Source organism: Lawsonibacter celer (assembly GCF_014281125.1).
GTDB lineage: Bacteria > Bacillota > Clostridia > Oscillospirales > Oscillospiraceae > Lawsonibacter_B > Lawsonibacter_B celer.
Window position 1 is genome coordinate 648059 of sequence record NZ_JACOEA010000001.1, and the last position, 12379, is coordinate 660437.

The 12379-nt window shown below is 62.5% G+C and carries 10 protein-coding genes; 3 read left to right on the forward strand and 7 right to left on the reverse strand.

The window, feature by feature from the left end; translation table 11 throughout:
- Positions 1–9: 9 nt before the first annotated feature.
- The 5 genes from H9Q75_RS03120 to H9Q75_RS03140 all read right to left on the reverse strand — a co-directional run bounded on the left by H9Q75_RS03120 (position 10) and on the right by H9Q75_RS03140 (position 5382).
- Positions 10–375: a type II toxin-antitoxin system PemK/MazF family toxin gene (locus tag H9Q75_RS03120; protein ID WP_480175506.1), complete on the reverse strand. Its 366-nt coding sequence runs from the start codon at positions 373–375 to the stop codon at positions 10–12.
- Between the two features lie 196 nt (positions 376–571).
- Complete coding sequence (gene alr, locus H9Q75_RS03125) at positions 572–1699, reverse strand: alanine racemase (RefSeq protein WP_186564681.1); 1128 nt, start codon at positions 1697–1699, stop codon at positions 572–574.
- 42 nt (positions 1700–1741) lie between these two features.
- Positions 1742–2338 carry a hypothetical protein gene (locus H9Q75_RS03130; protein ID WP_341480889.1) on the reverse strand — a complete coding sequence of 199 codons (597 nt, stop codon included), beginning with the start codon at positions 2336–2338 and terminating at the stop codon, positions 1742–1744.
- Positions 2339–2359: 21 nt separating this feature from the next.
- Entirely contained in the window at positions 2360–4000 is a 1641-nt protein-coding gene (locus H9Q75_RS03135) for an NAD(P)H-hydrate dehydratase (protein ID WP_243200652.1), read from the reverse strand.
- Entirely contained in the window at positions 3997–5382 is a 1386-nt protein-coding gene (locus H9Q75_RS03140) for an MATE family efflux transporter (RefSeq protein WP_341480890.1), read from the reverse strand. The genes H9Q75_RS03135 and H9Q75_RS03140 overlap by 4 nt, the downstream gene beginning before the upstream one ends.
- Before the next feature lie 420 nt (positions 5383–5802).
- On the opposite strand from H9Q75_RS03140, the gene pheS reads away from it, so the two are divergent.
- Positions 5803–6828 (forward strand): phenylalanine--tRNA ligase subunit alpha, encoded by a 1026-nt coding sequence (gene pheS, locus H9Q75_RS03145; RefSeq protein ID WP_186564682.1) that lies wholly within the window; start codon positions 5803–5805, stop codon positions 6826–6828.
- 18 nt (positions 6829–6846) lie between these two features.
- Positions 6847–9534, forward strand: coding sequence for a phenylalanine--tRNA ligase subunit beta (gene pheT, locus H9Q75_RS03150; RefSeq protein WP_186564683.1), 2688 nt, complete (start codon positions 6847–6849; stop codon positions 9532–9534).
- A 78-nt stretch (positions 9535–9612) separates the two neighbouring features.
- Here the strand turns inward: pheT and H9Q75_RS03155 are convergent, their stop codons facing one another.
- Together H9Q75_RS03155 and H9Q75_RS03160 are read right to left on the reverse strand one after the other, a co-directional pair.
- Positions 9613–11094, reverse strand: coding sequence for a serpin family protein (locus H9Q75_RS03155; protein ID WP_186564684.1), 1482 nt, complete (start codon positions 11092–11094; stop codon positions 9613–9615).
- Between the two features lie 3 nt (positions 11095–11097).
- Positions 11098–11565, reverse strand: a complete 468-nt coding sequence (locus H9Q75_RS03160; protein WP_186564685.1) for an RNA polymerase sigma factor — start codon at positions 11563–11565, stop codon at positions 11098–11100.
- A 230-nt stretch (positions 11566–11795) separates the two neighbouring features.
- Between H9Q75_RS03160 and H9Q75_RS03165 the strand changes: the two genes are divergently transcribed.
- Complete coding sequence (locus H9Q75_RS03165) at positions 11796–12044, forward strand: IreB family regulatory phosphoprotein (RefSeq protein ID WP_186564686.1); 249 nt, start codon at positions 11796–11798, stop codon at positions 12042–12044.
- Positions 12045–12379 lie beyond the last annotated feature (335 nt).

The window sequence follows — 12379 nt, forward strand, 5'->3', positions numbered from 1 at the left end:
TCCGTGCGTTCACACCATGGTGTCCGAGTGCAGGCCAAAGCTGACCGCGATGGCAGAATCCACCTTTTGCATCAGCGGCTCATCCAGCCGGCCCATATGCTCCCTCAGCCGCTTCTTGTCCAGAGTACGGATCTGCTCCAACAGGATCACCGAATCCTTTGGAAGACCATAGGTTCTGGCTGAGAGCTCAATATGGGTGGGCAGACGGGCCTTTCCGGTCTGCGAGGTGATGGCAGCGGCTATCACAGTGGGACTGTGGCGGTTTCCGGTGTCGTTTTGTACGATCAGCACCGGGCGCACACCCCCCTGCTCGCTTCCCACCACGGGACTCAGGTCGGCATAAAAAATATCTCCACGTTTTACGCTGTTGTCCACGAACATTCACACTCCGCCGGAAGATAGTCACCGGCGTCACAAGGCGCATGGCCTATGTAACGCGGTCACTATGATTCTCCCACGGGGCGGCAGGATTTATACACCCAGCTTCAAAAAAGAGGCCGGTGTTTCCCTCGCCGGCCGGCCGGCGCAATTCTCCCCCGGGCCAGTCTATGCATCCGGGTGGCCGAAGGTGCTATTCATAGACGCGGGGAACGCGGTGTGAGACCGCAGTAAGCAATTCATACTGGATGGTCCCCGCTTCAGCGGCGGCCTCCTCTATGGGAATATGCGCTCCATAGATCTCTGCAACATCTCCCGGGCGCACCTGGGGCAGCCCCGTGACGTCCGCCATGCAAAGATCCATGCAGATGCGGCCCACCACCGGAACACGACGGCCGCCCAGCCAGACCTCCAGCCGATCCGAACAGATTCTGGGCAGGCCGTCTGCATAGCCCGCCGTCAGGACCGCCAGGATCGCATCCCGCTCCATGGTATGCGTGCAGCCATAACTCACCGGCGTGCCGGCTCTTACCCGCTTTACCGAAGCCACCCGGCATTTTAGGCTCATTACCGGGCGCAGTCCGGGGCCGTCCAGCCCTTCACAGGAGGGAGCCGGATAGTGGCCGTACAGAGCGATGCCGGGACGCACCATATCCAGGTGTGTACAGGGATAGTTTAACACAGCCGCGCTGGCCGCGCAATGGCGGATTTTAAAATGCACCCCCCGCTGTCCCAGTTGATCCAACAGCTCCAGAAACCTGGTAAACTGGAGCATAGTGTATTCCTCACTGCCGTCGGCATCGGCAAAATGGGTAAAAATCCCCTCCGCCTCCAGGCCAGGCAGCGCGCAGACCCTGGCTATGGTGTCTGCCGTTTCCTCCAGGTCCTCCGGGTCACACAGCCAGCCCAGGCGGGACATCCCCGTATCCGCCTTCACATGGATCCGCAGCCTCCGGCCTATTTTCACCGCAGCCTGTGAAAGGGCCTGCGCCGTCTCCAGATCATAGACCGTCTGGGTCAGTTCACAGCGCAGCAGATCGGCGGCCTGCTGGGGCGGCGTGCTCCCCAGGATCAGAATGGGCACGGTGATTCCCGCCTGCCGCAGCTCCTCCGCCTCAGCCAGATAGGCCACAGCCAGATACTCCGCGCCCAGCTCTTCCAGTTTTTTTGCCACCGGAACCGCCCCGTGACCATAAGCGTTGGCCTTCACGACACCCAGGAAGCGGCACCCGGCAGGCAGCAGCGCGCGCAGCGCGCGATAATTGTGTTCCAGATTGGATAAGTCGATCTCCGCCCACGCGCGGGCCATTTCATCTCTCATTGGTAATGGTCCTTTCTCTGCAGCGCCGGGAGAGCGCCTCTCTCACCCGGCGGTAAATTCTGTAAAGGTGCATTGTATGACCGTAAAGCCGTCCTGAGACACCTCTCCCCGGAGCAGGGCATGGGTCTCCGGATGAAGCCACAGGGTGATCTCCTCCCCCACGCCGGCCGTGTTTTCCGGAGCCCGGCAGCACAGGCGCAGCGTGTGGGTCTCTCCCAGCTTCTCCATCCCGCATTCGGCGATGAAATCCTCCCGCAGGGCTCGCAGCAGGGCCGGTATCGCGTCAATGGGACTCAGGCCGTCCTCGTTCAGCGGCCCAGTTTCCAGCCGTACCCCGTCATATTCCAGGCTCGTCTGCTCTCCGCTGACCCGCGCAGTGATCCCGGCCGCCTCCACCGGTGCGGTGACGGTCAGTACCAAATCTCCCTCCCGTTCCCACTGAAAGGAAATTCCGTACTCATAAACCCGTTGTCCATAGTCGGCAATGACTTCCGTCTGTCCCGCGCAGGAAGCCATCTCCAGGTATTCGCCCCGGATATCCAGGGCCAGCTGCTCCGCCTGTCCCCCGCTCTCACCGCCGCAGGCGGCCAAAATCAGGCACAGGATCATCATTGGTGCACACATCCAGCGATGGCGCACAGGGTTCCCTCCTTAACAGATTCATCGGCTCAATTGCTTGGTCAGTCCGGGCAGCATGGAGATCAGATCCACAGGTGCCATCCCATACTCCCCCAGCTTCTCCGCGGCCAGATCCCCGGCAGCGCCGTGGAGCCACACCGCCAGCGGCACCGCCTGCCGGGCGGGCAGCCCCTGCCCCAGCAGGGAGAGGATGATCCCGGAGAGCACATCCCCGCTCCCCCCCTTTGCCATACCCGGGTTGCCGGTGGTGTTGACAAAGGCCGCGCCGTCCGGAAAGGCCGTGATGGTCCGATGTCCCTTCAGCACCAGGCAGCAACCGTGCGCCCGGGCGAAGGAACGGGCCGCCCCCAGCCGGTCTCCGCCGGACACATCGCCCCCCAGTCGGGCAAATTCTCCGTCGTGCGGTGTGAGTACGGTCACGCAGTCCCGACGGCTGTCCAGGATATCTATATGTCCTGCCACGGCGTTTATGCCGTCCGCATCCAACACCACGCTCCCCCGGTATTTCTCAAGCAGGCCGCGCACCACGACGTCCACGCCGCCGCTCCGTCCCAGCCCGGGGCCGATGAGGCATGCGCCGCAGCGGGACATCCGCTCCAGTGCCGGGGCCGCCGCCTGGGCGGAAAGCCGGCCGTCTCTGTCCGCAGGGAGGGGATGGGGCATGGCGGAGGAGAGCTTTCCCGCCGCTACAGGCCACACGGGGGTGGGCACGCCCACGCTCACCAGTCCTGCTCCGGAGCGCACGGCGGCCTCAGCCGCCAGCACAGGTGCACCGGTGTAGTCCGCACTGCCGCCCAAGATATAGACCCGCCCATAGTCTCCCTTGTGGGAGTCCCGTGCCCGCCGGGGCAGGGATACGTCCCGGCGGGTCACGGTCTGCACCGGGTATTCCCCCGCATCCGTCAGGTCGGTCGGAATGCCAATGTCCGCAGTCACCAATTTTCCGGCGCACACCGCCCCGGATCCAACACAGCAGCCGATCTTGGGCAGGGTGAAGGTCACCGTAACCGCCGCCTCCACCGCCGCGCCCAGCACCCGGCCGGTGTCCGCCTCCACTCCGCTGGGGAGGTCCGCCGCCACAGTGGGCGCCGGGCTTGCGTTCATGGCCTGGACGGCGGCGGCCTGTGCCCCCGCCATCGGTATGTTCAGCCCCACACCAAAGACCGCGTCCACCAGCACGTCAGCCTCCATGGCGGCGGCCAACTGGGCCGCATTTCCAGGCTGAAAGTCCTCAAGAACGCCCCCGGCGGCCATAAGCCGCCGCTCCATCTCGGCGGCGTCCGGGGTCAGCTTCTCCCGCCGCCCCACCAGGAGGGCGCGCACCTTCCAGCCCTCCGCCAAAAGAAGCCTTGCCGCCGCCATGCCGTCCCCGCCGTTATTGCCCGGCCCGCAGAAGCATACCGCCCTGGGCGGACCGTTTCTTGCGCCGCCCCGTCGGAAGAGCGCCGTCTCTCCGTCCGCGCCGATGATTTCCCCCGTGGCCTCGGGCAGGTAAAATTGCTTTCCCCGGCCCACCGGCGTTTCTCTTTCCGGCGCCAGCTCCAGCACCTCGCGGACCAGGGCCTCTGCCGCCCGCTCCATCAGCTCCAGGGAGGGAATTCCCCGCTCCCGGATGGCGGCCTGATCCAGTTGCTTCATCTGCCGTGCCGTGGCCAGCCTCATAAGACATCCGCCTCCTCTGCCTCTGCCGGTTCCCTCTCTCCGGCTGAGAAGTCAATGCGCCGAAACAGCAGCGCGCCGATCAGCAAAATAATAAAGTTGCTGATGGTCATGGCGTACCAGACGCCGCTCTCCCCCGCGTCCGTCAGCGTGCGGAAGAGCAAAATCAGGGGCAGCCGGATCGCCCACAGTCGCAGCGTTGTGATGAGAAAGCTGTATCCCGTATGTCCGGAGCCGTTAAACGCCCCCAGATAGTTCTGAAACAGGGACAAAAAGGGCTGCATCAGCAACACCCAGAACAGATAGGCAAATGCCGCCGCCTGAGTCGCCGGGTCGTTGCTCAGCAGGCGCACCAGACCGCCCCGCAGAGGGAAGAGCAGCACACAGCCGGCGATGGTAATGGCCAGGCCCATGTTGCGGCAGGCCAGATACGCCCTGCGCGCCCTGGGTCCGTTGCCCGCCCCCAGGTTTTGCCCCACATAGGCCGCCAGCACAGAACCCAAGGCGATCATGGGCATCAGCAGAATGTTTGACACCTTGTTGCCAATGCTGAAGGCCGCCGTGACTGCCTCTCCATAGCTGAGGATCACCATCTGGATGATTACATAGCCCAGAGACCCCAGCATCTGGCTGAAGGCCGCCGGAGTGGCCACCCTGGTCATCCGGAGAAAGACCGGCAGATGGAGGCGCAGATGCCGCGGCGTGAGGAAGAGGGGCTGGCGCGGGGAAAACATCAGAACCAGGCAGACCGGCGCCACCGCCGCATTGCCCAATACCGTGGCAAGTGCCGCGCCGAACACTCCCAGGCCCAGGCCCTGCACACACAGGGCGGTGAGCACAATATTGAGCACCACCGAAGTCACCGAGAGCGCCACCGGTGTCACCGTGTCCCCCTGAGCCTGCCGCACCGCCTGAAACGCGGTGAAAATCCCGGTAAAGATCAACTCGCAGGAGCGGACCCGCAGATAGAGCACCGCAAGCTCCAGCGTCTGGCCGTGGACACCCATCAGGGCCAAAACGGGAGGCGAGAGCAGCCAAAGCAGCAGATTGAGCAGGGCCCCAAAGAGCATCGACACCACCAGGAGCACCCCGGCATTTTCGCGGGCGCGCTCCCGCTCGCCCGCGCCCAGCATATGGCTGACCAGGGCCACCCCGGCCACGCCGAACCCCACCTGAAAAGCCGCAAAGAGGTTGAGCACCGGCCAAGTCATGGAGACCGCCGCCTGGGCCAGCACCGAGTCGGCGATCTGTCCAATGAAAAAGGTGTCCACCAGCTCGTTGAACGCCTTCATAAAATTCGCTCCAAACACCGGCAGTGCCAGAACGAGGATGGCCTTGTACAGATTGGGCTCCCGAAGCAAAAGCTCCGTGCGATCCCTTTGCACCGCTTATCTCCCCCTTCCCGCATATCGCCGCCGCCGGCCGCATAAACCAGTGCCGGACCATTCGCTCAGCAGACCTTATTATAGGCCTCCCCCTGCGGTTCGTCAATTTTATCTTGCACTTTTTCCTTATTTGTGATATAAAGGGTTTTACATGCGAAGAAGGGAAAAATAGCGTTTCCCCGACCTGGCAGAGAGCGTCCGCCACCGGCTGAAAGCGGATGTGAGGTTCGGCGCGCTTGGTTCGTCCCGGAGCGGCCCTGGAGACAGGGACGGTCTCGCCCTCCGTTACAGGGGCCATGAGCGTCCGTGCTCGGCACGGAAATCGCGGGTGGTACCGCGGAAGGTTTGCCTTTCGTCCCGATTGTTCGGGGGGAAAGGCTTTTTTGTTGGGTAAATTTTGTTCTAAGGAGTTAAAAAGGTATGAGAGAACAATTGGCAAAGATGAAGGCCGAAGCCCTGGAGGCCCTCGGGCGGGTTCAGACGCCGTCTGACCTGGACACCCTGCGGGTCCAGTATTTGGGCAAGAAGGGTGAGCTGACCGCTGTTCTGAAGCAGATGGGCAAGCTCTCCGCCGAGGAGCGCCCTGCCATGGGTCAGCTGGCCAATGAGGTGCGCGCCGTCCTGGAGGAGGCGCTGGACCGGACGGGCAGGCGTCTGGAGCAGGCCGCCCTGGAGGCCCGCCTGAAGGCCGAGGCGGTGGATGTGACCATTCCGGGCGCGGTCCATGACATTGGGCACAAGCACCCCATGTATATTGCCCTGGACGAGATTAAGGATATCTTTGTGGGCATGGGCTTCACCGTGCTGGATGGCCCGGAAATCGAGCTGGCCACTTATAATTTTGACAAGCTCAACGCGGAGGAGGGGCACCCCTCCCGGGACTGGTCGGATACCTTCTATTTTGATACCGAAAGCCGGGTGATGCTGCGCAGCCAGACCTCCCCCATGCAGGTACGGGCTATGGAGACCATGCCCCTGCCCATCCGCATCATCGCCCCAGGCCGGGTGTACCGCAAGGACGAGGTGGACGCCACCCATTCCCCCATGTTCCATCAGGTGGAGGGCATGGTAATTGACAAAGGGGTCACCATGGCCGATTTGAAGGGCACCTTGAACACCGTGATTGAAAAGCTGTATGGCGAGGGTACCGTGACTCGCTTCCGTCCCCATCATTTTCCGTTCACCGAGCCCTCCTGTGAAATGGACATCCAGTGCCACAAGTGCGGTGGAAAGGGGTGCCCCACCTGCAAGGGTGAGGGCTGGATCGAGGTACTGGGCGCGGGGATGATCCACCCCAACGTGCTGCGCATGAGCGGCATTGACCCGGAGGTATACTCCGGCTGGGCCTTCGGCATGGGGCTGGAGCGTCTGGCCATGGGCCGCTTCAAAATCGCTGATCTGCGGCTGATTTTCGAAAACGATGTGCGGTTCCTGGAACAGTTTTAAGAGAGGAGTGTGGGAACAATGAATCTCAGTAGAAAATGGCTCAATGAATTTGTCACTGTGACTGCCTCCGACCGGGACTTTGACGAGGCAATGACGCTCTCCGGCTCCAAGGTGGAGACCACCGAGGACCTGGGCGCCGAAATCTCCAACGTGGTGGTGGGCAGAATTCTCTCCATGGAACGCCACCCGGATTCCGACCACATGTGGGTCTGCCAGCTGGACGCGGGACAGGACACGCCCCTCCAGATTGTCACCGGGGCCTGGAACATCCATGCGGGCGACCTGGTCCCCGTGGCCCTGCACAAGTCTACCCTGCCCGGGGGCAAAAAGATTGAGAAGGGCAAGCTGCGGGGCGTGGTCTCCAACGGCATGATGTGCGGCCTTTCTGAGCTGGGCCTGGACGAGCGGGACTTTCCCTATGCCGCCATTACCGCCGCCGCTCTGCTCAACGACTACAGACCCCTGGACCCGGAAAAGCCCTCCATCCCCGCTGATGTGCAGCCCGGACATAAAATCTACGGCCCGGTGGTGGCCGCCAGAGTACTGGAGTGCGCGCCCCAGCCTGACGGCAGCTTCCACACCTGCCTGGACATCGGCGGCGCCACCGCCGTGCCCGACACCTGCTGCGCCAACCTCCACGAGGGCGACCTGGTGGCCTACAACACCAAAAGCGACGCCATCTGCACCCTGGCCGACCTCCATGCCGACCAGAAGGAATTCCCCCATTGCATCCCAGACGGCATCTTTATCCTCCGGGAGGAATGTACGCCTGGCGACGACATCAAGCCCATCATAAACGCGGACGACCACGTGGTGGAGTTTGAGATCACCCCCAACCGCCCCGACTGCCTGAGCGTCATCGGTCTGGCCCGAGAGGCGGCCGCCACCTTCCACACTGAGCTGCGTCTGCACGAGCCCGTGGTGAAGGGCGGAGCTGAGGGCAGCCTGTGCGATCTGCTGGACGTGGAGACCCCGGCCGCCGAGCTGTGCCCCCGCTACACCGCCCGCATGGTACGCAACGTAAAGATCGCCCCCTCCCCCAAGTGGATGCGGGAGCGACTGCGGAGCATGGGCGTGCGCCCCATCAACAACATTGTGGACATCACCAACTATGTGATGCTGGAATACGGCCAGCCCATGCACGCTTTTGACTATCGCTATGTGAAGGGTGGAAAGATCATCGTCCGCCGGGCGGAGGAGGGGGAGCAGCTGACCACCCTGGACGGCAAGGTGCACACCCTCACCCACGATCATCTGGTCATCGCGGACGAGACAAAGGCGGTCGGCCTGGCGGGCATCATGGGGGGCGAGAACTCCGAGATCGTCTCCGACACCGTGGACGTGGTGTTCGAGTCCGCCAACTTCAATGGCACCTGCATTCGCAAGGGCGCCCTGGCCCTGGGTATGCGCACTGAGGCCAGCGCGAAATTTGAAAAGGGCCTGGATATTCTCAACACCCTGCCCGCTGTCAACCGTGCCTGCGAACTGGTGGAGTTGCTGGGGGCCGGCGAAGTGGTGGACGGCGTGATCGACATCCTCAATTTCGTGCCCAATCCCACGGTTCTGAAGCTGGAGCCGGAGAAGATCAACGCCCTTCTGGGCACGGACGTGCCCCGGGAGGAGATGGTCTCCATCCTCAAGGCCCTGGGCTTCCAGGTAGAGGGCGACCAGGTCGCCGTGCCCTCCTGGCGGGGCGACGTAAAGGAGATGGCCGACCTGGCTGAGGAGGTGGCCCGCTTCCACGGCTACAACAACATCCCCGTCACCCTGATGCGGGGGCAGACCACCCTGGGCGGCTACTCCCGGTCGCAGCAGCTGGAGCGCAGCTTGGGTGCGGTATGCCGCACCTGTGGGTATGACGAGATCATCACCTATTCCTTTATCTCCCCCACCTACTACGACAAGATCCGCTGGCCGGAGGACGCAGAGCGCCGCAGAAGCTTCAGGATCCTCAACCCTCTGGGCGAGGACACCTCCATCATGCGTACCACCACCCTGCCCTCCATGCTGGAGATTCTGACGCGGAACTGGAACTTCCGCAACAAGACGGCCAAGCTCTATGAGATCGGCCGCATCTACCTTCCCGGCGGCGCGGACGGTCTGGCCGTGGAGTCCAAAGTGCTGTCCATGGGCGCCTATGGCGACGGCATGGACTTCTTCGTCCTGAAGGGCGCCGTGGAAGCCGTTTTGAAAGAAATTCGCGCGGAAAATGTGCGCTTCGAGGCCGTGTCCGATAACCCGTCCTACCACCCCGGGCGCTGCGCTGCAGTGTGGAGCGGGGCGCAATGTCTCGGTATATTCGGCCAGATTCACCCGCTGGCGGCCCAGAATTACGGTGTGGACGGCGAGTTCTATTGCGCTGAACTGTCCTTCGACGCTCTGATGGCCGCCAAAGGCGCGGACCCGCAGTATATGCCTCTGCCCAAGTTCCCCGCCGTCACCCGGGATATCGCAGTGGTGTGCGACGAGGCGGTTACCGTGGGCGCGCTGGAGGAGTGCATTGCCCGGGGCGCCAGGGGGCTGCTTAAAGAGGTCTCACTCTTTGACATCTATCGCGGCAAAGGCGTGGCAGAGGGAAAAAAGAGCGTCGCGTTCAACCTCATTCTCCGTGCCGACGACCGCAGCCTGACCGCCGAGGAGGCGGACCAGGATGTGAAGCACATTCTGGAGGCCCTGGAGCAGGAGCTGGGCGCGGTACTGCGTTAAACGCTTTTCCTCGTCAAAAGTAATCCCCCGTCGGACTGCGAGTCCGACGGGGGATTGTTTTTTATAGTAGTCGTCTTGTCACAGGCTCTGCACCACGCCGGCAAAGAGCACCACGCCCTGCTGACGGATGATGAAAAGGAAGGGGCGGTCCAGGTCCATGACGCAGATCTTCGGGTCCTCCGGCGGTGCGGCGGCTCCGGCGGCAGCCATCAGCGTGACAGCCGCCGCCTCAACGCCCTTTTCGTCCACCTTCACCCGGGCGATCTGCTTGGCCTGCTCCAGCCACATTTCACTCCCACTCAGGGGGGAAAAATCCGCGCGGGCCTCGTCAAAGACGGCGGTGATCCCCATGGTTTTCAGGTAATCCTCCAGCTGCAGGGTGGACTGCACGTCGAATTTGGGCACCGACCACTGCACCTCTCCAGAAATTCCGTCCGCCCCGTAGAGATCCAGCCTGTAGAGAAACTCCGGGTCGCGCAGCAGCTCCTCCGGTGCCACCCCCTCGTCCGGCAGAACAAACACCATCTCTCCCAGGCTGGTGGGCAGGCTGGCCGCCTGATACCCCTCCCGCCGCAGGAAATTGGCGTCCCGGGTCTTGTGCATGAAGTCCACAGTGGACTGGCTGCCGTCGGCGCTGGTAAAAGTGTCCGGTTGCGTGCGATCCGCCCGGAACTCACTGGTCCATACCGCCTTGTAATAGAGGGTGGAGGCCAACACCATCCACATATCCGAATTGGTCTCCAGTACCTTCTCTTCTCCGCCGATGAGGCCGCGGGTCTGCTCGGCCACCCAGTCGGAGAGGGCCTGATCGGCCGCCTTCTGCCCCATGGGAACCCGGAAGGAGGAGGCGTAGTAGTGCTCGGCCAGGGCGTCCACAGCCTTCTGGCGGAACTCCACGGATTCATTCAGCCATATGGAACTGCCCAGCAGCAGGGCGGACGCCCCGTCATCCGTATACAGGGCGTGCCACAGGCTGTCCGCCCAGGCGCGCAGCTGCTGCACATCCTCCGCTCCCAAAACGTCCAAAATCTCCCGCCGGCTCTCCCCGTCCGTGGTCTCGGCCAGCATAGCCAAGGCGAACCACAGGGACAGGGGGGAATAGATCTGGTTCTCCGACCCGGAGAGAGCCAGGGCGGCGCTCTGGCCGCTGAAGGCGGCCAGAGCCTCCATCAGTCCGGCCTGCTCGTCAATGCCCGCGCTCTCCTTTCGGAAGGCCCGCCAGGCCTCCCAGTAGGTCTCATAATCCTCCGAGAACTGCTCCCAGGCCTTATCGCCGCCGGAAGCGGGCTCCTCCGGCATCGCGGGCAGCTGGGGCAGGGTGGGCCGGGCCAGGGCATAGGCGGTCCCAGCCACGGGCCCGCCGGCCGGAGCTTCTCCCAGGCCGGGGATACCGGTCACCAGCAACACCAGCGCCAGCACCGCGGCTACGGCAGAGGTCACCTTGAGGCGAAAGGTCCGTCGCTTGCTCCCTGGCCGCCACGCCCCGGCGGCCGCCCGCTCCACCAGCTCCTCCGAGGGGTGGAGGTTCCGGTTGGCGCGTCTATATTCTTCCTCATACATAGGTCAATCTTCTCCTTTCAAGGCGTGCGCCAGCCTGGCCCGTCCCCGGGACAGCCAGCTTTTGACCGTCCCCTCCTTCGCGCCGGTGAGGGCGGCGATCTCTGCCACCGAGTATCCCTCACAGCAGTGGAGATGAATGGCGGTACGGTAAGGGCGCGGCAGGGCCAGCACCGCCCGGTAGACCTCCCGTTCCTCCAGGGGGATGGCGCTGGCAATCCCCTCCTCCAGAGGCAGATTCCGCCGCCAGCGGGCGGTTAGCAGGGTGTTGGTACAGTTGAGGGTGCAGCGGATCAGCCAGGCTTTCCGGTGCTCGTCGCTCTCCAGCGTCTCCTCATGGCGGAAAAACCGGGCGAACACCTCCTGAAACACATCCTCGCTGTCCTGAACATGGCGGGTACGGGCCAATGCCAGCCGCCACACCATATCTCCCCAGCGCGCGATCTGGGCGCGGGCGGTCGGTTCGTCGGTCATAAGGCCTCGCCTCCTTTTCGGGCATCCCCGGTGCCGGAGACCCGCCCCGCCATGCCCATAGCAGCGGCGGCTCCGTGTCCGTGGTACCTATAATACCACAGCCATCGCCCCACGGTTGCAAAGGAGGCGAAGAATGTGAAAGATTTTATAAATTTTTTTCCTGCCTCTTTACAGGAGGAACAAATTCGGCTACAATTGGGACAAGTGAAATACAGGGAGGTGTGCCAGAGATGGAGATGGACTATACCCGGAAATTCAGCATTCAATATGAGAAAGATCCGGAGATCAAAGAGATTCTCACCTCCGTTTATCAGTCGCTGCAGGAAAAGGGATACAACCCCATCAACCAGATCGTGGGGTACATTCTCTCAGAGGATCCCACGTATATTACCAACTATAACAATGCCCGCGCCCTGATCCGCAAGCTGGACCGGGATGAGTTGCTGCAGGAGTTGGTAAAGCAGTATCTGCGGGATTGAACCGGAAGCCGAATCCGCTCTGTGGAGGCCTGTCCTCCGCAGAGCGTTTTTTCTCCTCCAGGTAAATTTTTACCTTTTACCGCGCCTTGACGCACACTTTACAAGTCCAGCCGCGCTTTTCCCATTTCAACTTGTGGAAGCATACGAAAATGTCAGATTACCCTTGCAAAGCCCACGAAAATTCGATATATTGTACTCGATCTTCCAGATGAGAGGGGTGCCAAAATGGCGGCGAATGGCAATTACCGTGCTGTGTTCTCCTGCCAGGGCCCCAGTCCGTCCGGAAGCCTATGGTAAAGCAACTGTCAGGCCGCCTGTATCGCCAGGGGGCCTGA